Origin of the sequence: Paenibacillus sp. NPDC058177, from assembly GCF_042883835.1 — a bacterium.
GTDB lineage: Bacteria > Bacillota > Bacilli > Paenibacillales > Paenibacillaceae > Paenibacillus_AQ > Paenibacillus_AQ agri.
This window is the reverse complement of record NZ_JBHVVB010000005.1, coordinates 372,647-398,555: the sequence shown is the minus strand read 5'-3', so window position 1 is coordinate 398,555 and position 25,909 is coordinate 372,647. Positions and strand designations below refer to the sequence as shown.

Annotated in this window: 20 protein-coding genes and 1 CRISPR repeat array; of the genes, 15 read left to right on the top strand and 5 right to left on the bottom strand. The window is 51.1% G+C overall.

Going from position 1 to position 25,909, the window contains the following annotated elements; genetic code table 11:
- Window positions 1-834: 834 nt before the first annotated feature.
- The 3 genes from ACFVU8_RS21235 to ACFVU8_RS21225 form a co-directional block, all read right to left on the bottom strand.
- Window positions 835-1,176, bottom strand: coding sequence for a YtpI family protein (locus ACFVU8_RS21235; RefSeq protein WP_379464929.1), 342 nt, complete (start codon window positions 1,174-1,176; stop codon window positions 835-837).
- Window positions 1,177-1,269: 93 nt separating this feature from the next.
- Window positions 1,270-1,773, bottom strand: coding sequence for a sporulation membrane protein YtrI (locus tag ACFVU8_RS21230; RefSeq protein WP_379464928.1), 504 nt, complete (start codon window positions 1,771-1,773; stop codon window positions 1,270-1,272).
- 4 nt (window positions 1,774-1,777) lie between these two features.
- Entirely contained in the window at window positions 1,778-2,101 is a 324-nt protein-coding gene (locus tag ACFVU8_RS21225; RefSeq protein ID WP_379202465.1) for a YtrH family sporulation protein, read from the bottom strand.
- A 142-nt stretch (window positions 2,102-2,243) separates the two neighbouring features.
- Between ACFVU8_RS21225 and ACFVU8_RS21220 the strand changes: the two genes are divergently transcribed.
- From ACFVU8_RS21220 to pyk, 6 genes are all read left to right on the top strand, one after another.
- Complete coding sequence (locus ACFVU8_RS21220) at window positions 2,244-5,912, top strand: DNA polymerase III subunit alpha (RefSeq protein WP_387430014.1); 3,669 nt, start codon at window positions 2,244-2,246, stop codon at window positions 5,910-5,912.
- Between the two features lie 74 nt (window positions 5,913-5,986).
- Entirely contained in the window at window positions 5,987-6,493 is a 507-nt protein-coding gene (locus tag ACFVU8_RS21215; RefSeq protein ID WP_175374255.1) for a phosphatidylglycerophosphatase A family protein, read from the top strand.
- 146 nt (window positions 6,494-6,639) lie between these two features.
- Window positions 6,640-6,828 (top strand): glutamate decarboxylase, encoded by a 189-nt coding sequence (locus ACFVU8_RS21210; RefSeq protein WP_175374313.1) that lies wholly within the window; start codon window positions 6,640-6,642, stop codon window positions 6,826-6,828.
- Between the two features lie 73 nt (window positions 6,829-6,901).
- Entirely contained in the window at window positions 6,902-7,795 is an 894-nt protein-coding gene (gene accD, locus ACFVU8_RS21205; RefSeq protein ID WP_379464926.1) for an acetyl-CoA carboxylase, carboxyltransferase subunit beta, read from the top strand.
- Window positions 7,796-8,797 (top strand): acetyl-CoA carboxylase carboxyltransferase subunit alpha, encoded by a 1,002-nt coding sequence (locus ACFVU8_RS21200; protein ID WP_379464925.1) that lies wholly within the window; start codon window positions 7,796-7,798, stop codon window positions 8,795-8,797. It abuts the gene before it with no gap.
- Window positions 8,798-9,127: 330 nt separating this feature from the next.
- A complete protein-coding gene (gene pyk, locus ACFVU8_RS21195) occupies window positions 9,128-10,549 on the top strand; it encodes a pyruvate kinase (protein ID WP_175374258.1) in 1,422 nt (473 codons plus the stop codon).
- 143 nt (window positions 10,550-10,692) lie between these two features.
- On the opposite strand, the gene ACFVU8_RS21190 is transcribed toward pyk, so the two are convergent.
- On the bottom strand, window positions 10,693-11,457 hold the full coding sequence (locus ACFVU8_RS21190; protein ID WP_387430012.1) for a G1 family glutamic endopeptidase: 765 nt from the start codon (window positions 11,455-11,457) through the stop codon (window positions 10,693-10,695).
- 101 nt (window positions 11,458-11,558) lie between these two features.
- Between ACFVU8_RS21190 and ACFVU8_RS21185 the strand changes: the two genes are divergently transcribed.
- The 3 genes from ACFVU8_RS21185 to ACFVU8_RS21175 are packed head-to-tail and all read left to right on the top strand — an operon-like array spanning window position 11,559 to window position 13,708.
- On the top strand, window positions 11,559-12,734 hold the full coding sequence (locus tag ACFVU8_RS21185) for an MFS transporter (protein ID WP_379464923.1): 1,176 nt from the start codon (window positions 11,559-11,561) through the stop codon (window positions 12,732-12,734).
- 42 nt (window positions 12,735-12,776) lie between these two features.
- A complete protein-coding gene (locus ACFVU8_RS21180; RefSeq protein WP_387430010.1) occupies window positions 12,777-13,313 on the top strand; it encodes an acyl-CoA thioesterase in 537 nt (178 codons plus the stop codon).
- The gene (locus ACFVU8_RS21175) at window positions 13,310-13,708 is read left to right on the top strand and encodes an FxsA family protein (protein WP_175374262.1); all 399 of its coding nucleotides are present in this window, start codon (window positions 13,310-13,312) and stop codon (window positions 13,706-13,708) included. Before ACFVU8_RS21180 ends, ACFVU8_RS21175 begins: the two co-directional genes overlap by 4 nt.
- A 1,406-nt stretch (window positions 13,709-15,114) precedes the next feature.
- Here ACFVU8_RS21175 and ytvI read toward each other — a convergent pair.
- Window positions 15,115-16,230, bottom strand: a complete 1,116-nt coding sequence (gene ytvI / locus ACFVU8_RS21170) for a sporulation integral membrane protein YtvI (protein WP_387430008.1) — start codon at window positions 16,228-16,230, stop codon at window positions 15,115-15,117.
- 400 nt (window positions 16,231-16,630) lie between these two features.
- Here ytvI and citZ point away from each other — a divergent pair, with 400 nt between their 5' ends.
- The 6 genes from citZ to ACFVU8_RS21140 all read left to right on the top strand — a co-directional run bounded on the left by citZ (window position 16,631) and on the right by ACFVU8_RS21140 (window position 25,849).
- Window positions 16,631-17,743: a citrate synthase gene (gene citZ, locus ACFVU8_RS21165; protein WP_387430006.1), complete on the top strand. Its 1,113-nt coding sequence runs from the start codon at window positions 16,631-16,633 to the stop codon at window positions 17,741-17,743.
- Window positions 17,744-17,855: 112 nt separating this feature from the next.
- Window positions 17,856-19,151, top strand: coding sequence for an NADP-dependent isocitrate dehydrogenase (icd, locus tag ACFVU8_RS21160; RefSeq protein ID WP_379464917.1), 1,296 nt, complete (start codon window positions 17,856-17,858; stop codon window positions 19,149-19,151).
- Between the two features lie 71 nt (window positions 19,152-19,222).
- Window positions 19,223-20,164: a malate dehydrogenase gene (mdh, locus tag ACFVU8_RS21155; RefSeq protein WP_175374267.1), complete on the top strand. Its 942-nt coding sequence runs from the start codon at window positions 19,223-19,225 to the stop codon at window positions 20,162-20,164.
- A 725-nt stretch (window positions 20,165-20,889) separates the two neighbouring features.
- A CRISPR array of direct repeats spans window positions 20,890-22,245; the repeat unit is 32 nt; unit sequence GTCGCTCCCCATGTGGGAGCGTGGATTGAAAT.
- 197 nt (window positions 22,246-22,442) lie between these two features.
- Window positions 22,443-22,871 carry a hypothetical protein gene (locus ACFVU8_RS21150; RefSeq protein ID WP_175374268.1) on the top strand — a complete coding sequence of 143 codons (429 nt, stop codon included), beginning with the start codon at window positions 22,443-22,445 and terminating at the stop codon, window positions 22,869-22,871.
- A gap of 261 nt (window positions 22,872-23,132) precedes the next feature.
- Entirely contained in the window at window positions 23,133-24,002 is an 870-nt protein-coding gene (locus tag ACFVU8_RS21145) for an SDR family oxidoreductase (RefSeq protein ID WP_387430004.1), read from the top strand.
- Window positions 24,003-24,211: 209 nt separating this feature from the next.
- Entirely contained in the window at window positions 24,212-25,849 is a 1,638-nt protein-coding gene (locus tag ACFVU8_RS21140) for a fumarate hydratase (protein WP_387430002.1), read from the top strand.
- Window positions 25,850-25,909: the final 60 nt, after the last annotated feature.

Here is a 25,909-nt window from a genome sequence, read left to right as displayed (position 1 = left end):
GCTCTGAAGGTACAGATTCCGGAGATGAATTATAAATAAAAGGGGACCGTGCACCTCCGTACACATGTAGCGCAGCATGGCGTGCTGGTCAGAGAGCGGTGCGTCCTCATGTCCTACATTTAAAGCTTGGCTTTGATTTAGCAGGAAAAAATACCGTTAATTCTCCCTTTTCAAGGGTTTTACTCGAATTAAAGGGAAATTCTCCAGTTGTTTTTCCCTTGTATAGGAAAATCCAGAGGGATCCTGGAGAATAACAGGAGTATTTCCTGTTATTTTTTGGAGACACTCTATTTTCGGAAAATTAACGGGAGAATATCCAGTTGTTTAAGCGCTGCATGACATCCATTTCTACTTTACCGGATCTGCACGGCTAAAGGCCGAATGGTTCTAGCTTGATCATCCCTTGCTCAAGCAAGGCGCCGACCGCAACAGGGGAGGACGTCGACCACAACAGGGAGTGCCGACCGCAACAGGGGAGGCGTGGACCAGAACAGGGAGCGCCGACCACAACAGGGGAGGCGTGGACCAGAACAGGGGGCTCCGACCGCAACAGGGGAGGACGTCGACCGCAACAGGGAGCATCGACCGCAACAGGGGAGGCGTGGACCAGAACAGGGGGCTCCGACCGCAACAGGGGAGGACGTCAACCATAACAGGGAGCATCGACCGCAACAGGGGAGCTTCGGTCAAAATAGAACATGGCGGGTCCAGGAACTTCCTGAGCACCGCCATGTTCTATTTTTTTGCATTATTTTTTAAGCTGATGGGCATTTCACCAAGGAATATACCTAGTTTCGGGATAGCCCCATTTAACGTATGCATTTGGCTCTGTAATCAGCGTTTAGAGCCCGCAGATTGGGCTGTGGCCTCGTCTTCGGCTGCTATCTTGAGACGGCTGTAATGCCCGAAGCTGCGCAGCCCCGAGAACAGATTGAAGATGCCGATGATCAGGAAGGCAGCCTCGACAATGATGCCGACGGTGGAACCGCGGTAGAGGAACATGGACATCATGGCCAAGGTTAAGAGCATCGCGCCCAGCAGCATATTCATGAAGGATTTTTTGAGTCCGCGATCCACGGGGTCCGCGCTGCGGCGGGAAGCGAAGCTGTAGTAGGCCGCGCCGATGACAAAGGCGACCAGCAGAATGAATAACGTGTACTTGACGAACATAATCATGGTCAGGCAGCTCCTTTTCAGGTCTACGAGAGTCGGTTTGCAGGGTTCGAGGATGAACGCCTGCCGCTGCCTTTTATTGTATCATGATTGTCCTCAGCTGCGCTTGTAAGGATTGATTTCCACCCAGATTTGCAGCACGCCTTCCATGACAAGCATCGTGCGGATGCGTACGGCATATTCTTTGTCTCGTACAATGTAGAGCTTTCCGTCCAGCAGAAGGCGGGCCAGCTTGCCATCCGTATCAATTTCGAACATGCTGCGGCCACGCATCGGTGCGAGGTCCTTGCTCATTTTACTGATGATCTCCTTCACACTGGCAGGGTCCATGACTGGCTCCCCCTCCTTGGTCTTGCCTTCCTCGGCTCGGAGCTTGATTTCCCGGATGACTGTAGAGCTGTTGTTGTATTTCTTAAGGGTCTCTATATCCTTACGGTACTGTTCATTCTGGACGAGCAGATCCTGATTCTGCACCCACAGCACATTATATCCCATATGAAAAATTGCGTTGTATACAACGCTCCCTGCGACCATTCCCAGCACAAATATGGCGATAATTTGCGAGAAGCGGCGGTAGCGGTGAAAGGGCGGAATCCTCACATCACTACCCCCTGCCACAGACCCATTTGACTAGTTCACTGCCCATATGAGCGCCAAGAAAAGCGAAGACAAGATAGAGGATCTGCTTGATCGCCGGAGACAGATTGCCGTCAAATACATTGCTTTCGATGACCCGCATGGGATCGATCGTTCCGCCCACCGCGGCGGCAAGCGCCCAAATTTTGATCCGGTTGGCCACGTCCAGCATGGTATCTGTAGGCGGTTGAAGGGAGAGAACAGCACCGATGCCTCCGAGCATCGCTCCGCCGAGGACAATTCCGCAGGCGATAAAGAAATCAAGGACAGCCTTGCTCAAAAAAATGCTCATAATAGCCCCTTTCCGGAACGCGGCCATCCTCTGCCTCGGCCTGTCCCTATGCTCACTCTCCATTCTATGGGCGTGTCCCCCTCTAATATGATAAAATAGTTTCATATTATGTTTGATTTTTGGAGTGGAAGGAAGTGGGATCATGAGCTCTTTCGTGCATTTGCATGTGCACAGCGAATACAGTTTACTGGACGGAGCGGCGCGGATTACCGATCTTGTGCGCCGGGCCAGCGAATACGGCATGACATCGCTGGCGCTTACGGATCATGGAGTGATGTACGGGGCCATTCCCTTTTATAAAGCTTGCCTAGCGAAAGGCATCAAACCTATAATCGGCTGCGAAGCCTATTTGACGGCTGGTTCACGCCGGGAACGGGGTAGCCGCAAGGACCAACCCATTTATCATTTGATCCTGCTCGTTAAGAACGAGATCGGGTACCGAAACTTGATGAAGCTGGTCTCTATCGGACATCTGGAGGGCCATCACTATAAACCGCGGATAGATATGGATGCCCTTGCCGCACATGCGGAGGGCATTATTTGTCTCAGTGCTTGTCTGGGTGGTGAAGTACCGCAGCATCTGCTGCATGGCAGGGATGAAGAAGCGCGCCGGGCGGCACTGCGGTATAAAGAGATTTTTGGCGAAGACTTCTATTTGGAGCTGCAGGATCATGGTATTGCTGAACAGAAACGAGTGAATCCGAAGCTGATTGCGCTTGCCGCGGAATGCGAGATTCCCCTTGTGGTAACCAATGATGCCCACTATCTGACCAAAGCGGATGCTGAGGTGCAGGATGTACTGATCTGCATCGGCACGGGCAAGACTGTGGATGACGAGGAGCGGCTGAAGATAGGCTCCAATCAGCTGTATCTGAAGAGCGGAGAAGAGATGGCGGCGTTGTTCCCGCATGTGCCGCAGGCTATTGCCAACACGGCTGTGATTGCAGACAAGTGCAATCTGGAGCTGGTCTTTGGCAATCACATTTTGCCAGCATACTCGCCATTGCCGGAAGGGATGGATGCTGCTTCCTATTTGCAGCAGCTCTGCGGAAAGGGACTTGAGGAACGGTACGGAGATACGCCATTGTGGGAATCGCCGGAACAAAGAAAGCAAGCCGAAGAGAGACTGGCCTATGAACTGGGTGTCATCGGGAACATGGGCTTTAGCGATTATTTCCTAATTGTGTGGGACTTTATCGCTTATTGTCACCAGAAGGGTATTGCCACCGGGCCGGGCCGGGGTTCCTCCGCAGGCAGCCTGACAGCCTATGTGCTGCGGATTACTGATGTTGACCCGCTTAAATATAATTTGCTCTTTGAGCGCTTTCTGAATCCCGAACGGATCACCATGCCGGATATTGATATCGATTTTAGCGACGAACGGCGTGACGAGGTTATCAGCTATGTCGTGGATAAATACGGCAGTGAGCATGTGGCGCAGATCATTACGTTCGGTACGATGGCTGCACGGGCGGCGGTGCGCGACGTGGGCCGGGTGCTCAACCTGCCTTACGGCGAGGTGGATAAGGCTGCGAAGCTTATTCCGGGTCAACTCGGCATCAGCATTGCCCGGGCGCTGGAGACATCCCCGGATCTGAAGGCGATGTATGAGACTAACTTGAGAACACGGGAACTGCTAGATATGGCGATGAAGGTCGAGGGCATGCCTCGCCACGCTTCGACCCATGCTGCAGGGGTTGTGATCTCCAAGGGACCGCTGACGGATGCAGTACCGCTACAAGAGGGCAATGAAAGTACAGCCTTGACGCAGTATTCCATGGAGCATTTGGAGAGCGTTGGTTTGTTGAAAATGGACTTTCTGGGCCTGCGGACTTTGTCGATTATTGAGCGGACGATGAACTGGATCAAGGAAATGACCGGCAGTCCTCCCGATTTCCGGTTGATTCCAGACAATGATCCCGGGACTTATGAAATGCTGGGAGCCGGTGAGACCACAGGGGTCTTTCAACTGGAATCGGCTGGTGTCAGACGGGTGCTGAAGGATCTGAGACCAAGCGGTTTTGAGGATGTAATTTCAGTTCTCGCGCTATACCGTCCGGGTCCAATGGAGTTCATTCCGAAGTTTATCGCCGGTAAGCATGGTCATATAGAGGTGGAATTCCCGCATGCTGATCTGGCGCCGATTTTGTCGGATACGTATGGCATTATTGTCTATCAGGAACAGATTATGCAGATTGCCTCCCTGATGGCAGGCTTCTCGCTTGGAGAGGCAGATCTGCTGCGCCGTGCGGTGTCGAAGAAGAAGCGGGAGACGCTGGACAAGGAACGCAGTCACTTTGTGCAGGGCAGTCTGAAGCAGGGTTACACCGAAGAGGATGCCAACGCCGTATATGACATGATTGTGCGCTTTGCGGATTACGGCTTCCCGCGCGCTCACGCTGCCGCTTATGGTGTACTGGCTTTCCAGACAGCTTATCTGAAGCACCATTATCCGGTGCAGTTCATGGCATCCATGCTGACTGCAGTGATGGGAACCCACCGGAAGGTGGCGGAATACGTGCTGGAATGCCGCCGGATGGGAATCGGTGTTACGCCGCCGGATGTCAACGAGAGCGGCGTGCTGTTCACTCCGGTGTCTGGCGAGGACGCGGGGCATATCCGCTTCGGCCTTGCCGCTGTGAAGAATGTCGGCACACTGGCCGTGGAGAATATTATGGAGACCCGCAAGGAGCGTCCATTCGACAGTTTACTCGATTTTTGTCGACGCGTGGACCTACGGGTCTGCAACAAGCGGGTGGTGGAATCGCTGGTGCAGGCCGGTGCTTTCGATCGTCTTCCTGGGCATCGGGCTCAGCTTTTGGCCATGCTGGATGAGACAGTGGATGCGGCAGTAAAATGGCGCAAGGAGCGGGACGAACTGCAGATCCAGTTGTTCGATGATCTGGTCGAGACTCCCAATTGGGAGATTCGCTACCCTGATATCCCTCGGTTCTCAGTAGGGCAGCAGTTGGAGCTGGAGCGTGAGCTGCTGGGCTTGTACCTGTCCGGCCACCCGCTGGACGACAGTGCAGGCTTGCTGGAAGAGCAGGGCATCCAGCGGCTGATGGACCTCAGCGAAGTCCCGGACGAGAGTCAGACTGTCACGGCCGGAATGGTCGTGTCTGTTAAGGAAATTACGACGAAGGCGGGCAAGGCCATGGCCTTCATCGAGTGGGAGGATCAGATCGAGCGCTGCGAGGTCGTATTGTTCCCCGAGGTGTGGAAGCGAAGCCGCAGCCTGATCGATAAAGGCGCGCTGCTTGCCCTCCGGGCCAAGGTGCAGCAGGAAGACGAAGGCTTCAAGCTGCTCGCCGAGGAGGTCGCGCCGCTCTCGGGTGATGCGCTGCGCGGTCTGCTGCAGCGCCGCAATGCTGCCGCGGCCCGCACTCAGGGCGGGGGCCGCTCCGCATCTGCGGGGCGGACGGCAGGTTCCGCGCCGTCCCGCGGCCCTGCGGCCGCAAGTGCCGTCGGCGCTGCCGGTGGACCGGCAGGGGCGCCTCCAGCCACCCCGCCGTCGGCGCCTGCGCCTGCGCCGGGGGGGCCTGTGGCCTCCGGACAGAGCCGTCCGCCGGCCACAGAGAACGGCCAGCGCGTGTTCATCAAGATCACGCCGCATACCGAGGAGTCAGGCTTGCTGCCGCGCCTGAACGGGCTGCTTCAGGCCCATCCGGGGCCTGTCGCAACCGTGCTGTTCTACGAGCGCTCGCAGAAGCTGCTCGCGCTCAGTGACAGCTACCGGATCGATCCCTCTCCGGCCCTGCTCACAGCCATTGAAAGCATGCTGGGTGCAGGTACAGTGAGAATAAAATAAGAACATTTCACTCCTTTTTCGCATACATTTAGGAAACCACATGGCATATCCTGTGCGGAAAGGGGAACATCATCATGTCATATCAGGAGTTTGCAATAGATTTACTGGAGAGTCGCGGCGTAACCTTGTCGTCCATCGCGAAAATTGTATATACTTTGCAGTCAGCATATTATCCCGCCTTAACGGAGGAAGAGTGCCTTTCAAGTGTGAGAGCGGTCCTTGGCAAGCGGGAGGTACAGTATACGCTGATGACAGGAATTGCACTGGATGAGCTGGCGGAGCAGAAGCAATTGCCGCAGCCGCTGCAAGCTGTGCTGGAAGCCGATGAATCGCTGTACGGGGTGGACGAGACGCTAGCGCTTGGTATTACCAGCGTGTACGGGATGATCGGTCTCACCGGATTTGGGTACCTGGATAAAATAAAGCTTGGCATTATCGGCCAACTGAACGATGATAAAGGCAGGATTCATGTGTTCATGGATGACCTCGTGGCGGGCATTGCCGCGGCGGCCTCTGCGCGGATTGCGCACCGTCACGAAGGGGCAAAAGTCTATCCTGGACCTACTGGCAGCGACCAATAAACAACGGATGATTCAGAGCTTACCGGTCTGCCCTAGTCTTCCATTCCTGGCGGGTGTCCTGTTGCGGGGAAAAAGAGAACTGTGTTATCATGATTCCATTATACGGGATACGGGTGGGAATTAAGATTGGGGAGGCCTTGCAGGGCATGTGGACGGTAATCTATATCGCGCCAACCGCCAGAGTGGCGGATATGATTCAGAGCAAGCTTACGGAAGAAGGATTTCTGGTGAAATGCCGTCCGGTAAATATGTCCAAGCAGCAGTTTGAGATTCTGGTGCCTTCAGGGGAACTTGAAGAAGTGCAGGAAGTCCTAAATCTGATTTTGCATCCCTGAATGATTATTTATAAAGCAGATATGACAGCGGCAAGCTGCATAACTCAAATAAACGGCTGAAGAGGTGCGACCCTTGTTCAAAGATTTATTTCAGAAAAAACGGAAGTACGCGACGATTCCTTCAGAGCGTCTGGAGCGAAGCGGCGGCCCGGTGGAAGGCGAACGCCCCAAACGGGAGATTCCTGAAGGACTGATGAGCAAGTGCAGCAAGTGCGGCACGATCCAGTACAGCAAGGAACTGGAGAAGAACCTCAAGGTCTGCCCGTCCTGCGGGTACCATATGCGACTGAACGCTTCTGAGCGTATAGCAATTACACTTGACCCGGAAGGGTTTATTGAGTTTGACAGCGAGATGACTTCTGTTGATCCACTGGAATTTCCAGGTTACGCAACCAAGCTGGAGCAACAACAACTGAAGACAGGACAACCCGATGCCGTCATTACAGGGCAGGGATCCATTGAAGGCCAGCCTGTTATTGTAGCGGTGATGAATTTCGAGTTCTTTACCGGGAGTATGGGTTCGGTTGTCGGAGAGAAAATTACCCGAGCTATTGAAGAGGCGACGGAGAGAAGACTACCGCTCTTGATCTTCTCGACCTCTGGCGGTGCGCGGATGCAGGAGAGTATTCTTAGTCTGATGCAGATGGCGAAGACCAGTGCTGCACTGGCTCGCTTTAGCGAAGTCGGAGGGCTGTACATTTCCATTATCACCGACCCAACAACCGGCGGTGTATCCGCAAGTTTTGCCAGCCTTGGCGATATTATTATAGCGGAGCCGGGAGCAGTCTTCGGCTTTGCCGGTCGGATTGTGATTGAGCAGACGATCCGCCAGAAGCTGCCGGATGATTTCCAGACGGCAGAGTTTAACCTGCAGCATGGCCAGCTGGATCTGGTGGTACACCGCAAGGAAATGCGTGCCACACTCTCCAAGTTGCTGGAGCTGCATAATGTGAAAGGGGGAGTTTAGGTGGCAGGAGAGTTGCCTTTTGAATTGCCCCTGGTTGAAATGCGTAAAAAAATCGCTGAGTTGAAGCAATTTGGTGAAGAGAAGGGTATCGATTTCAGCGATGAGGTTGCACGTCTGGAAGATCGTTACCGGGTGCTGGAGAACGAGGTGTACTCCAATATTTCTCCATCCCAAAAAATGCACCTGGCCCGGCATCAAGGCCGTCCGACTTCGCTCGATCTGATCAATCTGATCTTTACTGATTTCATCGAGCTGCACGGTGACCGGATGTTCGGTGATGATCTGGCTGTCGTAGGCGGGATCGCCAAGCTGAATGGCTTGCCAGTGACCGTAGTGGGCCAGCAGCGCGGGAAGGACACGAAGGATAATATCCAGCGCTTCTTCGGCAGTGCCCACCCGGAGGGCTTCCGCAAGGCGCTGCGGCTGATGAAGCAGGCGGATAAGTTCAAGCGTCCAATCATCACATTTGTGGATACCAAAGGCGCCTATCCCGGCAATACCGCTGAAGAAAGAGGTCAGTCCGAAGCGATTGCCCGCAATTTGCTGGAGATGTCCCAACTTAGTGTTCCTGTAATCTGTGTGGTGATTGGTGAAGGCGGCAGCGGAGGTGCACTCGCGCTGGCTGTCGGGAATCGCGTACTGATGCTGGAGCATGCCATCTATTCAGCGATTTCCCCGAATGGTGCGGCATCCATCCTGTGGAAAGATGCCTCCAAGGCAGATGTAGCAGCTGAAGCGATGAAGATTACAGCGGACGATTTGCTCGCCATGGAGGTTATCGAGGAGATCGTGCCGGAGCCGAAAGGCGGCGCACATCGTGATTACGAGGCGACGGCAGTAGCGATCAAGGATGCGCTGTGGCGTCATTTGCAGGAGCTGTCGGATCTGGATTGCGGCGAACTGAAAGAGGATCGTTATCTTAAGTTCCGCAAAATCGGCGAGTTTTCCGAAGCCCAGCAGGAGCAATTGATACTGGAAGAAGAAGTGCTGAGCAAGGAGTAATGCCCTGCTTTTAATTTGCACTTTCTGACATATTATAATTTTGGAACGCCACGTTGCTGGAAGTTTCCATTAACCATTTTATACCATTGAAATAATCCTGGTGTCATGCCGGGATTATTTTTATTTTAAGGGCATTTTCTGAAAATTCGACGTGAAATTACAGCAAAAAGTCGCTGGAACATTGATTTTGTGTCTGAGTTGCAGTAATATTCATAAGGGCGAAGTAAAAGGTACATGTGATAAAGTTCCTATTCAAACCACAAGCCTTATAGTAGATTCTGTAGTTGGAAAAAGTGAGACAGAGAGAACGAAAAAACGGAGGATAACCTAATGCGGAAAAGTAAAATTGTATGTACGATCGGTCCTGCTAGTGAATCGTTGGAGAATATCAAAAAATTGATTTTGGCTGGTATGAATGTAGCCCGTCTGAACTTCTCCCACGGCGATTTCGAAGAGCACGGAAACCGGATTAAAACCATCCGTCAGGCATCTGCGGAACTGAACAAGACGGTTGCAATCCTGCTCGATACCAAAGGACCGGAGATTCGCACAGGCAAGCTGGAAGTAGAACCAATTGAACTGGTACAAGACGAGTATCTGACACTGACTACGGAAGAAATTTTGGGTAACCAAAACCGTATCTCTATCACATACAGCGAACTTCCTAACGATGTTCAAGTGGGTTCCACAATTCTGATCGACGACGGCCTGATCGGCTTGACTGTTGTCGACATTCAAGGCACAGAAATCAAGACCCGTATTGTCAACGGCGGAACGATTAAGAGCAAGAAAGGTGTTAACGTGCCTGGAGTTGCTATCTCGTTGCCTGGTATTACGGAAAAAGACACCAACGATATCATTTTTGGGATCGAGCAGGACATTGATTTTATCGCCGCTTCCTTCGTTCGCAAAGCTAGCGACGTTCTGGAAATCCGCGAATTGCTTGAGAAGCACAACGCTTCCCACATTCAAATCATTTCCAAAATCGAAAACCAACAAGGTGTTGACAACCTTGATGAAATTTTGGCAGTTTCCGACGGCCTGATGGTTGCCCGTGGTGACCTTGGTGTGGAAATCCCTGCTGAAGATGTGCCATTGGCTCAAAAGCTGATGATCAAAAAATGCAACGTGGCTGGCAAACCAGTTATCACAGCAACCCAAATGCTGGATTCCATGCAACGTAACCCGCGTCCTACCCGCGCTGAAGCGAGTGACGTAGCGAACGCAATCTTCGACGGAACGGATGCAATCATGCTCTCCGGCGAAACTGCTGCAGGGAAATATCCAGTTGAATCTGTACTGACTATGTCCCGTATTGCTGAGAAAGCGGAATCCGCTCTGGATTACCGTGAAATCTTCAATAAACAGCAATTTGCACAAGAAACAACTGTAACTGAAGCGATCAGCCAATCCGTTGCGATCTCCGCACTGGACCTGAACGCTAAGGCAATCATTTCTTCCACGGTAACTGGTCATACTGCACGTGTAGTTTCCAAATACCGTCCAAAAGCACCTATCATTGCCGTGACAACACAAGAGAGAACTATGCGTCAATTGTCTCTGGTATGGGGCGTAACACCGGTTTACGGACAAGTAGCAACCTCTACGGACGAGCTGCTTGAAACGGCACTTAAAGGTGGTAAAGATTCCGGTCTGGTACAAGGCGGCGATCTCGTCGTGATTACTGCTGGTATTCCACTGGGCCGTTCCGGTTCCACAAACCTGGTTAAAGTGAGCCAAATTCCTAACTAATAAGGCTGTATGGGGCTTGCCCCTACCGCAGGTTGATCCATGTCAAAAAGCAATGGTGCATGCACCATTGCTTTTTTTTCAGAAGTATAACCCCATATGCATGGGGTTATTTTCACGTCCGGATTGCTATGATTTGTGGTATCCTAGTGGGGCCGATGTCTAGGAATGGAGCGAGATCGAACGGAGCTACTCATATAGGGGGACGGTCTTTTATGCCGGTAGATTCTTCTGACGGTAAAAGCATCGCCACAGGCGCTGGGACAAGAAGGTATAGCAATCGTGATCTTGTTCTGGAGCATAATTCCGCCCTGTGCCGGTGTGAGCTTCGCTCGTTTGCCGTTAATCCGGCACCGATTGAAGGGGACTTGGCTTACACGGGCGAGCGCCGTAATTCGTCCGCTAACCTTTGGGGCTTCCAAAATCCATTCGGCGGAGCTTTGTGGTCCGGTGTAGCACTGGTGAGTTCGAAAGATCCATTTCCGGGTCAGATTACGGAGCGTGATGCACCATTTAGTACGGCTGATCTTGATGATGCTGGCCTGCATGGAATCACCGGGTGATACCGGTAGTGGAATAATAGTCTCAAATGCCGGTAGGATTTCCCACCAGGCATAATAATGCGCTTTTCCGTTCTCGAAGGTATGACCTGTCCCCGTCTGAATCAGGTTGCTGTTCCCGAAGCCGTCAATGCCAATCCAGGCAGACGAATAGGTTGAACGGGCGGAGGGTTTGACGAAGGGAACATGCCATTCGCCGGAAATTCGATGATAGGCTCCTTTTTTACCCCTGATCGCATATCCGCTCCAGTTACTGGAGGACCAGCCGAACCCTTTGTTGCGAGCCTGTGATGTATTGGTTTTATCCTTAATACAGGGCTGATGGCGCTTGACAGAAATGCTGTGATTCATAGATTCACCACCTTCATTGGTTCTGTTGTATCTAATGCACCAAAGAAATACGAGGCATGGGTGTTCCGTTAAAAATAGGATGGAGAGGACTTTTGGCATACATGGAAAAACTTCTGAAGCTGCGCAGCTTCTATCTCTTTCTGGGGCTGGCTGGCGGCTCATTCGGCTCGTATCTCACGCTGCTGCTCGTCCACAACGGGCTTGACAGCAGCCAGATTGGCATGCTGATGGCCACTGGCACCTTGATCGCTATTGTGATCCAGCCGATGTGGGGCATTATTTCCGACCGGTATAACCAGACACGGCTTGTGCTTATCCTAAGTGTAGCTGTACCGGCTGTGTTGGCTGTTTTTTATCAGTCCGAATACTTCTTCGTACTGCTCCTGGTATATACCATTGCCACGATATTCTCCTCCACACAGGCCCCTATCGCCGATTCTTACGCCATTGCGGCAGCGAATAGGGTGGGGTCAAGCTATGGTAGCATTCGCCTCATGTTGAGTATAGGAGCAGCTGTAGGCGGGTATCTGGGTGGCAGATACATCACTGCGTTCTCTGTGTCGACGATTTGGCTGCCGTTTATGCTGTTCAATCTGGTTGCGGTCCTGATTGCCTTGACGTTGCCCAAGCAAGCTGATGAAAATCATATGATGAGCCAGTCCTTCTCCCAAGGAGTGCGCAAGTTGCTCGGCAACCGGGTGTTTCTAGCCTTTCTTGGAGGCAGTTTTCTTGTCAATCAGACGATGGCTGCGTTCGGAACCTATTTCGTGCTTGCTTTCAAAACAGTCGGCGGCTCCACCAGCTCTGCCGGTATTGCCTTGTTTATTGCCTCTGTCACTAATGTGCCATCCATGCTGTACGCCTCCAAGGTGATCCGCAGGTTGGGCCGGGAACGCACACTGCTGATCGGGGCGCTAATATATGTGCTGCGCTGGGGCATTCAGGTGGCATTTCCGTATCCGTCCGTTATGATCGGGGTACAGGTGCTGCATGGGTTGTCGTTTGGTCTGTTCTATATTTCAGCGGTGGAATATGTATCACAGATTACGTCGGCAGACATGCAGGCTACAGGGCAAAGTGTGTTCAGTATGGTTTTCTCCGGATTTGCCGGGATCGTCGGCAACCTGCTGAACGGATTTCTGTTGAATCAGGGTGGTGTTATGGCGATGAATGTAGCGTGCATGGTGAGTTCAGCCGCAGGGGCAGTTCTGCTTATTTATGTATCGAGGAGTGCGCGGCGGAAAAACAATATACCCGCAGAGGGGCTCAGTGCCTGACGTCCGCATAATTTTATTTAATAGAGAGAGGAGCATTTCCTTATGGCTTCACGTGATCTGGGAACATCCAGCCCTTGGTATGGGACGGTTTTTCGTGTCCGTTATCAGGAAACTGATCAAATGCGCGTGGTCTATCATGCCAATTACTTGAACTGGTTCGAGACCGGCCGTACGGAGATGTTTCGCCAGCTTGGCTTTACGTACCGGGATCTTGAAGATAGAGGGGTGCTGCTACCCGTCACCTCTGCAGATTTGCAATTTAAAAGTCCGGCGCGCTATGATGATCTTATTCTCGTGTATGCGCGCCTGACGACCTTTTCTCAGCTGAGAGTCGTCTACGAATATGAAATTCGGCGGCTGCCTAAGGAAGGGAGTAATTCTGTCGGTGATCTTGACTTTTATGTAGGGATGAAGGCGCCGCTTTATGCGGGTGATCACCCCGGAGAACTGCTGGTTACAGGCTCTACAAGCCATGTCTGGCTGAACCGGGAATGGAAGCCTACAAGGCTGGACAGAGCCCTTCCGGAGCTGTTTCATGCGATTACAGGGACGCTGCGGGATAAGGGGGGATCATTATGATGAGGAACAAATGGCTATGGGCTGCATTATTTATTATCCCGGCCGTGGAATTATTCGGGTTTATCTATGTTGCAGATTTTCTCGGCGCACCCAAAACATTGCTGCTGATGCTGACAACCTCAGTGATCGGCCTTGTGATGATGCGATTTGAAGGAAAGAAAGTGCTGCAGGACAGCAAACGGCATGTGGAGGAGGGGCGTGTCCCCGGCCGCACCATGCTGGACGGCTTATGTATTTTTTTCGGCGGGCTGATGTTGATTCTGCCGGGCTTCATCACTGATATCATTGGATTTACACTGGTGTTTCCATTGACCCGGCCGTTATATCGGACCTTTCTCCTGCGATGGATTGAGAAAAAAATGAAGAATGGCACCTTCACGTATTACCGCCGATAATCGGCTTGGCCTGACGGGCTGTGCGGAGAAGAACGCATAGTCCGTAAGTCTGATCATTCGTTGTGAATGAAGCAGGAGAAGAAACGATAGAAGTAATGGGGTAGTTGTAATTCCGTACCACTCATAAAATGAATTTTCGCGCGTGCAAAAGGACCTCATCCTCCAGAATAGTGGAAGAACGGGGTCCTTTTGTTCAGAATCCGTGAGTTTCTTTTTTTATAAGGGCAGATTTCGAATTTCGCATCCCCTGCACCTCTATATTTAACGGAGAGAATAGTCTATTCTCCCAAATAAGAGCAATTTTGTACCTTATTTTTCTGGAAAATAAGTAAATGAGGGAAATAAGGGCATTATTGTATCTTATTTTCGAAAAATCATGCTGAAAGGGGCTATTGTGGAAGAATTAAGGTACAATATTGCCTTTAATCTCCACCTAACCCTTAGTAGCGAATATTTAAGGTACAAAAATGTCGTTAATTACATTTCGGTAACATTATAAGTTCTTCGCCTAGCCTAAGAATCGTTGGCGCTCCGGTGGGGATAGCGCTTTTGGTTGCATTTGCCTTTAGATTTCTTATATTTTACCGCTTGTAGTGGTTTAAATCTAGAGACAAACTGTGCTTGCGGCTGGATTTCCTATAGAAAGCCTTCAGGCGATCGCTTTCGCTCACACAGTTTCCGATTACTACTCTCAATCTCGGATCTCCACCCCCGATCTCATGCATCATCCATTTTTCCGCAGTATTCCCGGCTTACCGCAGCATACACCACGTTTCTGGGCATACCCCGCACTCCTGAGCATACCCCGCGTTTCTGAGCTACCCCGCACTCCTGAGCATACCCCGCACTCCTGAGCATACCCCGCGTTTCTGAGCTACCCCGCACTCCTGAGCATACCCCGCGTTTCTGAGCTCCCCCGCGTTTCTGAGCTACTCCGCGTTTCTGAGCTACTCCGCGTTTCTGAGCTCCCCTGCGTTTCTGAGCTACCCCGCGATTCTGAGCTCCCCCGCGATTCTGAGCTCCCCCGCGTATCTGAGCTACCCCGCGTATCTGAGCTACTCCGCGTATCTGAGCTACTCCGCGTTCCTGGGCATACCCCGCACTCCTGAGCTACCCCGCGTATCTGAGCATGCCCCACGGTCCTGAGCGTTCCCCGCTTTCTCAGCATTCCCCGCACTCCTGAGCGTTTCCACACTTTCCTCATCGTTTCTTTCCATGCCGACTCCCATCTTCATTTCCATCCTATCATTTACTTTGCACGCTCTGAGACTGCTTGCCTTCATTGGAACCAGCCGTGGCTATGGTTCGCATGTGCTGGGCACTAGCCTGCAACAATTCGTATTCACCGAAGCCGACCCGTGGCTATGGTTCGCATGTGCTGGGCATTAGCCTGCAACAACTCGTATTCACCGGAGCCGGCCGCTGACAATGTAGTTGTGCAACACGTGGAAAACACCGGCCCGATTAAAAGCATTTAACGTCACAAGGAGGACCGGACCGAGTATCAGTCCCAGCATCCCAAACAGTTGAAGGCCGGCGAACATGCCGATCAGCATGGCGAGCGGATCAAGCCCGACGCTGCTGGCGAGGACTTTTGGCTCCAACACCTGGCGGGTAATGAGAATGATCCCGTAGAGCACCGATAGCCCGATACCGAGTGCCAGATTGCCGGTCATGTAGGAATAGACTAACCAGGGGATCATAACGATGCCCACCCCAAGGTAGGGAAGCAGATCGACAATACCGATCATGAGCCCGATAGCAAACGCTGACTTCACACCCAGCACCACTAAACCGGCAATGACAATGACTGCGGTGATAGAGATCAGGATAAACTGTGCCCGGATGTAACCGAACAATGCCTTGCGCAGATCCTGCCAAATATCCGAGACGGGCTTGAGCAGCGGTGCAGGCAACCATTTGGTTATTCGACCGTTATGACGATCCCAACTGGTACTGAGGAAGAATGCAGCCAGGACGACCACGACGGTAATGGTGCCGACGCTGGGTAAGGCGGAAATCAGTTTCAGAATGACGTTGAAGAACCCTGTCACGAGTTGGGTCACAGCATAACCGACCGTTTCGGTGGTACGGCTAATATTGCTGTCGATGGTGGCGTGATAGCCGGGATTGTCCTGATAGAACTGGTTGATTTGGTTGATAATATTCTGAATACTGGCGTTGCGGCTCCAGGATAGCAGCAGTTCCCGCCACTGGTCAGTATGTAAATTGAAGGTCTGCAGCAGCACGATCAGCTCCTTGACGAGCCGTGTAATCAGTGCGGTCAGTACTAGAGCGGTACCTCCAATATAAAATAGCAGCGACAGCGAGACGGCGAGCCAGCCGGGAAGCCTTAGATCCTTAAGCAGAAGCACCAGGGGGTGCATGATATAGGCGAGCAGCCAAGCCAGCAGCAGAGGGTAGAGGAGCGGGAGCAGTACATAGGTGGCCAGCACCAAGATGACGGCAGCCAGAACTACCCACAGGCCGCGCAGGACTCTTTTTAGCACCAGACGGTCCATATGTTGTTACCTCCTTTCCTCTGGCGCAAGGGTAACCTTGCAGGATGTGAATGCTCGTACTATGTATATTCATAGAGCAACGATAAAGACTAAAAACGGCAGATGAAAAGGATGCGAAAATCACCCTTATACACTGAAAGCGTAATCATGAAACAGCGTTTCATATTTATTTTTCTATCTCTCCGATAAAATCATTTGATGCGCGGGTAAGCTTCCATGTTGTTCACATAACCGTCAAAATCCGTTATGATGATTATATGATGTACTTCGAGGCGTTTCTTTCTCCGCATACGACCGTTTTTAATGTCTTTATTACCTAATGTTTTAATCCTTCAAATTGTAAATGTTTTCATGAACCCTAATGGCATTTATACCCTTGTTGGCAAAGGAGAGATGTACTATGACAGCTATCAAAGGCCTGGAAGGCATCGTCGCAACCACTTCTTCCATCAGCTCGATTGTGGATGGTGTGCTCACGTACCGCGGGTACGATATTGACGATCTTGCGGAACATGCTACTTTTGAAGAAACCGCTTTTTTGCTATGGTTTGGCAAGCTACCGACAGCCGCTGAGCTGCAGGTATTGCAGCGTGATCTTAGTGCATTCGCACCGGTTCCGGAGCAGGTTATTGCCCAAATGAAGCTGTATCCCAAAGATGCCAGCACAATGGCTGCACTGCGCTCTGCGGTCTCAAGCCTCGCTCTTTATGATGAGTCGGCAGACGATATGAGCCGTGAAGCCAACCGAATCAAGGCGGTGAAGCTACAGGCACAAATTCCGACTCTCGTTGCTGCGTTGTCACGTATTCGCAAAGGGCTGGAACCTGTAGCTCCAAAGGAAGGCGTCTCAGTAGCTGAGAACTTCCTGTATATGCTCCGTGGCCAGGACCCGGATGAGATTTCTGTCAAGGCACTGGACACTGCGCTGGTGCTGCATGCTGACCATGAGCTCAATGCGTCCACTTTTGCTGGTCGTGTAACTGTAGCAACCCTTTCAGATATCTACTCTGGCGTTACCTCCGCGATCGGTGCCTTGAAAGGCCCGCTGCACGGTGGAGCGAATGAAGCCGTTATGAAGATGCTGGAGGAAATTGGCGGTATTGAATCCGTAGAGCCTTACGTGCGCGGCAAGCTGGAGCGTCGGGAGAAGATTATGGGCTTCGGGCACCGTGTCTACAAGAACGGGGATCCTCGCGCCAAGCACCTGATGAAGATGTCCCGGGAGCTTGGAACTATGAAAGGCAATACTGAGCTGTACGAAATGTCAGTGAAGATCGAAGAATTGATTACCGGCGAGAAGGGCCTGAGACCTAACGTCGATTTCTATTCCGCTTCCGTTTATACCCAGCTGGGCATTGAGCGTGAACTGTTCACGCCGATCTTTGCCATCAGCCGGACATCGGGATGGACAGCGCATATCCTGGAGCAATATGAGGATAACCGCCTGATCCGTCCGCGTGCAGAGTACACCGGTCTGCTAGAGCAGACATACGTTCCGGTCGACGAAAGATAGGGCGGCCTTGCAGGCCGCTCCTCTCTTTTAGTAGAATTAGAGCCAAGCGTACGCGCCGTAATTTTTAAAGTATATGATTCATATCACAAAATATTGGGAGGAGTACAAACAAATGTTGAAACTGGAAAAATACGAATTGCCGACAGAGGGCGAACAAATTACGATAGAGGACGGCAAGCTGGTTGTTCCGAATACGCCGATCATTCCATTCATTGAAGGCGACGGCACTGGCCGTGACATTTGGAAAGCCTCCAAACGAGTGCTCGATGCTGCAGTAGCTAAGGCTTACGGCGGTTCGAAGCAGATTGCTTGGTACGAAGTTTTTGCCGGCGAGAAGGCCTTCAATACATATGGTGAATGGCTGCCGAACGATACGCTGGAAGCTATCCGCGAATATATTGTAGCGATCAAAGGACCGCTGACTACGCCAATCGGCGGAGGTATTCGTTCCCTGAACGTGGCCCTGCGCCAGGAGCTGGATTTGTATACATGTCTGCGCCCAGTACGTTATTTTGACGGCGTACCTTCCCCTGTAAAACGTCCTGAACTGGTAGATATGGTTATTTTCCGTGAGAATACGGAAGATATTTATGCTGGTATCGAGTATCAGGAAGGTTCGGCAGAAGTGAAGAAAGTGATCGAATTCCTGCAAAAAGAGATGAATGTGAACAAGATCCGCTTCCCGGAAACTTCCGGTATCGGCATCAAGCCAGTATCCTCCGAAGGTTCCAAGCGTCTGGTACGCGCTGCTGTAGAATATGCAATCAAGCACGGACGCAAGAGCGTTACGCTGGTGCATAAAGGCAACATCATGAAGTTCACCGAAGGTGCCTTCAAGAACTGGGGTTACGAAGTAGCTGAACAGGAGTTCGGCGATAAAGTATTCACTTGGAACCAATACGATGTAATCAAGGATCGCGACGGCGAAGCTGCTGCGAATGCTGCACAGAAAGAAGCCGAAGAAGCTGGCAAAATCATCATCAAGGATGCCATTGCAGACATCGCGCTGCAACAAGTGTTGACTCGTCCTACGGACTTTGACGTCATTGCAACACTGAACCTGAACGGTGACTATCTGTCCGACGCACTGGCTGCGCAAATCGGCGGTATTGGTATCGCTCCAGGAGCGAATATCAACTATGTGACAGGACATGCTATTTTCGAAGCGACCCATGGTACAGCTCCTAAATATGCAGATAAAGACGTTGTAAATCCAGGTTCGGTTATCCTCTCCGGCGTTATGTTGCTTGAGCACCTGGGCTGGCAGGAAGCTGCTGATCTGATCTACAAAGGCATGGAGACTGCAATCAACAACAAGACCGTTACTTATGACTTTGCCCGCTTGATGGAAGGCGCTACTGAGCTGAAATGCTCCGCATTCGCTGACGAAGTTATCAACCACATGTAAGAGTGCGCCGGTGACAGTCATGGACGAATTAGTCCGGCTGTCCCGTCAAAACCGATCTAGGAGGATAAATGGTGGCTATCAAACGGTATAAAATTACAATCGTGGGTGCCGGGTTCACCGGTGCTACCACAGCACTTATGCTGGCTCAGAAGGAGCTTGGTAATGTGGTGCTGCTTGATATTCCCCAGCTTGAGAATCCGACTAAAGGCAAAGCACTTGATATGATGGAAGCCAGTCCTGTGCAGAAGTTCGATAGTCAGATTACCGGTACGTCGAACTATGAAGATGCCGCGGATTCTGACATTGTGATCATAACAGCGGGGATTGCCCGTAAGCCGGGGATGAGCCGTGATGATCTAGTCAACACGAACGCCGGGATTGTGAAATCAGTATGTGAAAATGTGAAGCGTGTAGCCCCGGAATCCATCGTAATTATTCTGAGTAATCCTGTGGATGCTATGACTTATGTGGCTTATAAGACCCTGGGATTCCCGAAAAATCGCGTCATCGGACAATCAGGTGTGCTGGATACCGCACGCTATTGTACTTTTATCGCCGAGGAGCTTGACGTCTCTGTTGAGGATGTGCGCGGCTTTGTACTGGGCGGCCATGGCGATGATATGGTGCCGTTGGTTCGTTATTCCAGCGTCGGCGGCATCCCTATCGACACACTTATTCCAGCGGAGCGCATCGAAGCAATCGTGCAGCGCACCCGTGTGGGCGGTGGTGAGATCGTCAACCTGCTGGGCAACGGTAGTGCCTACTACGCGCCGGCGGCTTCGCTGGTGCAGATGACTGAAGCCATTCTCAAGGACAAGAAGCGGATCATTCCGGTCATTGCCCTGCTGGAAGGTGAATACGGCTATGAGAACTTGTTCATGGGCGTTCCTACACGGCTTGGGGCTGGCGGGATTGAGCAGATTTTTGAACTGGAGCTGACTTCTGAAGAGAAGGCTGCCTTGGATAAATCGGCAGAATCCGTACGTGACGTAACGAACATCATTACAGTCTGAGTTGCGGTAAATGTTGAAGGGAAGAGCACCCGGAAGCCATTGAAGGCTTTCGGGTGCTTTTTTGTATATAGAAAGAGGCTCGACATCACTATCAGTGCTTGCCAAAATAGCTTCGTAAAAGCAAACTCGTCAAACCAGCTCTGTCTGAACAACTTGGTCTGAACAATTTCGTAAAACAACCGTTTCAGAGGATTGAAGCTCTTGCAAGGGCGCTAACGGACCCTATGGTCGTTATTTATACATTAAGTTGCCCTTGGAATATGTAATGGACTCAGGTGACGTTATTTCCTCCCAAACAGCGGATTTTTAACCGGATTTCTGTTCATAGGGTCTCTGGAGTCCGTTATTTTCCTAAAAGTGGTCGATCGGAAGGAATAACGTCTCTGGAGTCCGTTATAATACGAAACACGAAGCGAGTACTGATTTTGAGATAGATCGCAAAACAAGGATTTTGAAAAAAGATGGAGAATCTTGTAAAGAGAAAATATAACGATGCCAGCGACGTTATCACTCAATTTGCATATGAGGCGATGGACTTTGTACGTTGCAAATGGCAGTGCGAATGTATAGCTCACATAAAAATCCCGGGTCTTCCGCACCACGAATATTACATTAATTGTATATTTCTTTGTTGGTAAAGTGTGGTTTTACCCTTTAGGCTGGGGTTAATGAGTAATTTTTCGCCCCAAATAAGGTATTTTACCTTTTTATGGGTGAAAATTGCTGTCGCTCCCCATGTGGGAGCGTGGATTGAAATATGAACTCTAAGACTTGTTTAACATCGCTGACATGTCGCTCCCCATGTGGGAGCGTGGATTGAAATCTCTATTCATCGCTTCGTTCCCGGATTGTCAAAAGTCGCTCCCCATGTGGGAGCGTGGATTGAAATAGAAAATGATTGAGGACAGCGCGAACAAAATTAATGTCGCTCCCCATGTGGGAGCGTGGATTGAAATATTGGAATCTGTACCAGAAATCAAACAAGGGAAAAAGTCGCTCCCCATGTGGGAGCGTGGATTGAAATGGGCAATCACCCCACCCCCTGCAAAAATATTAGTCGCTCCCCATGTGGGAGCGTGGATTGAAATTGAGAGGGGTAAAACAATGTCGACTATGACACGCGTCGCTCCCCATGTGGGAGCGTGGATTGAAATTTCTTCTGCCGTTTTCAACTTGCTTGCGTACTCGTCGCTCCCCATGTGGGAGCGTGGATTGAAATGCATACTATATGGAAAGTAGACCCTTCGGGGTCTTGTCGCTCCCCATGTGGGAGCGTGGATTGAAATTGTTTTTGCCCGTGCTGCATGGTTTCCTTACTAAGTCGCTCCCCATGTGGGAGCGTGGATTGAAATATGGTAATCAAGTGGCTGCTGAGTCGAGTTTGGGGTCGCTCCCCATGTGGGAGCGTGGATTGAAATTACCTTCGGCGGGGTTATACGCCGGAGCAAGCACAGTCGCTCCCCATGTGGGAGCGTGGATTGAAATCTGAATACTATTGAGCACTAAGCCAATCCGACCAAGTCGCTCCCCATGTGGGAGCGTGGATTGAAATAGCAGAAGCTGATAAATTACTTGAATCAGTTTGTCGCTCCCCATGTGGGAGCGTGGATTGAAATCATGATGGTCGAATCGATTTATACAGAAAAAAGGTCGCTCCCCATGTGGGAGCGTGGATTGAAATCTCGTAAGCGTTGGGGATTCCGAAGAGTTTACACTGTCGCTCCCCATGTGGGAGCGTGGATTGAAATAGTAACGGGTACAAGAAATCCGGTCAGCGGGAACCGTCGCTCCCCATGTGGGAGCGTGGATTGAAATTTCATTCCATCGCCGCGATTATTGTCCAGCAGCGTGTCGCTCCCCATGTGGGAGCGTGGATTGAAATGACAAAATGCGCATGTCCGTAATGGTAAAATAGGTCGCTCCCCATGTGGGAGCGTGGATTGAAATACCTAATAAGCTACGGTAGTACACGTTTCGTCGGTCGCTCCCCATGTGGGAGCGTGGATTGAAATGTTTTTTACCGCAGTGAGTATCTGCTGTCCGATAGATGTCGCTCCCCATGTGGGAGCGTGGATTGAAATTTAATTAGACTCGCGTACACTTTAGCCATTGTCGTCGCTCCCCATCCGGGAGCATACCACCAACCCTCTCCCCAAACACCTCCTTTTCTCAAACAACCTTCCAATTTCATCCCGATATCCTTTTCTTGGCTATTGATATTGGGTATAATTGATAGTGATATAACTTTTATCACAATGAATACAGGAGGAGGTAGGTTATGGACGGGAAGATTTTGTTTTTCTTACATATGATCGGGACTCTGGCGTTGGGATTTTATCTGGTACTGCCTTTTATTCTGGGACGTGCGGAGAAGCTGTCACCAGCTGCTAAAGAAGGTACGCTCAGCGCGATTGGCGGATTTAACCGTTTTGCCCAGTATGGATTGGTTATTCAACTACTGACTGGTGGTTACATGATGACCAAAGGTGAGTACTCTGTACCGTGGATGATTATCGTGGTTGTGCTGTTGCTTGCGATGTTTGCCCTGGGTGGCATTATGAGCAAGCCGCTGCGTCTGGCCGCTGCCGGTATGCGCGAGAATCGTGATGTCTCGGGCGAGACTGCGAAAATCCGTACCATGAGTGCACTATTAATGGTGGTTCTGTTATTGATGGTATTCTTTATGGTGTACAACCAAATTATCTAGTTCTGCATGGAACAGATTGAAAGCGGATAAAAGACCGTTACTTGTGAGCATGGCTGACGAGAGGCGGTCTTTTTGGCGTGAAAAATAATAAATTTTCTATTCTCCTCTTGTTGAGCTGCTATGTTTGATCCACTCCAATGTGTGGTAAGTAACATAACGTAAAGACAGGCCAAACTGTCAGTAACGCATAAACATGGACCCTTGAGCCATCCTAAGATGATCAGCTTACATCCAATTGCACCGCGAAAGGAGACAGGGAAGATGTCAGATAGCAAGCAGACGAAGAAGACTTTACCCCCACAGGAGCAACAAAGCCAGCCCGGTATCGAGAGTCAAATGAATCCACGTCCTGAGTATGAGCCGAAGGGTTATAAGGCGGCAGGCAAGCTGCTGGGCAAGGCAGCGTTAATTACCGGGGGGGACAGCGGGATTGGCCGGGCGGTGGCAGTTCTTTTTGCCAAAGAAGGGGCCGATGTGGTCATTTCCTACCTCAACGAACATTCGGATGCAGAAGAGACTAAACGTCAGGTGGAGCAGGAGGGGCGTAAATGCATCCTGATCTCCGGGGATATCGGCGTGGAGGCCTTTTGCCAGGATTTAATCAATAAATCTGTGGACGGTCTCGGCAAACTGGATATTCTCATTAATAATGCCGCAGAGCAGCATCCGCAGGATAAAATAGAGGACATAACCTCTGAGCAGCTCGAGCGGACCTTCCGTACGAATATTTTCTCCATGTTCTATTTAACGAAGGCAGCTATGCCGCATTTAAAAGAAGGCTCAACGATCATCAACACGACTTCCATTACGGCTTATCGCGGAAGCCCGCAGTTGCTGGACTATTCATCCACCAAAGGGGCGATTCTTAGCTTTACCCGTTCACTGTCCGCTAATTTAGCCGATAAGGGTATTCGGGTCAATGGGGTCGCGCCTGGGCCAATCTGGACTCCGCTGATTCCATCCACCTTTGATGCGCAGCAGGTTAGTGAATTCGGAGCCACTCAGCCGATGAAACGCCCGGGACAGCCAGAAGAGCTGGCACCGGCCTATGTTTATTTGGCCTCCGACGACTCGACATATGTAACCGGACAGGTTATTCATGTCAACGGTGGCGAGGTTGTTAACGGTTAAGCGTATTTGGAGGTTATAACAGAAGCGTCTATCCTATCCTTGAACAGGATTTGGAGAGGCGCTTTTTTGGTGTGCAGCGGGAGGTATAAAGTGTAGATGGTCAACCTGTCAAATTTAAAGTAAACCCTTTCATACGAGGCTCAATATGATATTATATTAATTATAAATAGACCTGAGACAACCTAGGACTGAGAGGAGCCTGATGAAGCATGCAGCAATTTGAAGACAGCATTTATAACCTGATTGTAGAGACTTCCACGAATCTGCCGGGTGATGTCCGGCGGGCGGTTGCCAAGGGACGTGCACTTGAAGACCGGGCGACCCGATCGGGGCTGGCACTCGCCACGATTGCGCAAAATATCGGCATGGCAGAGCAGCAGACTTCGCCGATCTGTCAGGACACAGGCATGCCTACCTTTATCATCCACACACCAGTGGGTATCAACCAGATCGAGATGAAGAAGGATATCTTCAGCGCTGTGCAAAGAGCGACCAAGAATGGCAAGCTGCGCCCGAACTCTGTAGACTCGCTCACAGGGGAGAACAGCGGAGATAATCTTGGGGCCGGAACGCCAGTGATTCATTTTGAACAATGGGAAGAAGAAGGCATAGATGTCAGGCTCATTCTTAAAGGTGGCGGCTGCGAAAACAAAAATATTCAGTACAGCCTTCCAGCCGAACTAGAAGGACTGGGCAAAGCAGGACGTGATCTGGATGGTATCCGCAAATGTATCCTGCATGCGGTGTATCAAGCGCAGGGTCAGGGATGCAGTGCCGGATTCATCGGTGTTGGCATTGGCGGTGACCGCACAACGGGTTATGAATTGGCGAAGAAACAGCTGTTCCGTAAGGTCGATGATGTCAATCCGTCGGAAGATTTGCAGAAGCTGGAAGACTATATTTTAGAGAATGCCAACAAGCTGGGGATTGGGACGATGGGCTTTGGCGGCGAAGTGACGCTGCTGGGCTGCAAGGTTGGTGTGATGAACCGACTTCCGGCGAGCTTCTTTGTCTCCGTTGCCTATAACTGCTGGGCTTTCCGCCGTCAAGGGGTGCTGGTCGATCCAACTACGGGCGGAATCACAGAATGGCTTTACGAAAGTGGAACTGGAATCTCCGTGGAAGATGGCACCGAGGCTGCAGTTCCTGTGGCGGCTTTGTCGGAGTCTTCCGAAGCAGGTAGCGTCTCTGTGCCATCGATTACTTCAAGTCACGGTGCGGGTAGCGGTTTGGAAAATGCAGGTTCCGGGACAGCTACAGGCGGTTCACGAGAAGTGCGTCTGACGACACCAATCAGCGAAGAGGACGTTCGCAGCCTGCGGGTCGGAGATGTAGTCATTTTGTCAGGCGAGATGCACACTGGACGTGATGCATTGCATAAATACCTGATGGATCACGAAGCGCCGGTGGATCTCAATGGCGCAGTGATTTATCACTGTGGTCCGGTTATGCTCAAGGATGAGGAAGGCTGGCATGTAAAAGCGGCGGGTCCGACCACCAGCATCCGGGAGGAGCCATACCAAGGTGATATTCTGAAGAAATTTGGTATCCGTGCCGTTATTGGTAAAGGCGGTATGGGATCCAAAACATTGAAGGCTTTGCAGGAACACGGCGGCGTGTACCTCAATGCCATTGGCGGAGCTGCGCAATATTATGCGGAATGCATTAAGAAAGTTAACGCTGTGGATTTCATGGAGTTTGGAATTCCGGAAGCCATGTGGCATCTGCAGGTGGATGGCTTCGCAGCCATCGTCACGATGGACGCTCACGGGAACAGTCTGCATGCTGACGTGGAGAAGGATTCAGCTGCCAAGTTAGCTCAATTCCGGGAGCCGGTATTCCAGTAAATCATTATCCAGCCCGTTTGATAGCCTTGTTATATGTGGATGCCCCACGCATAGCGACGG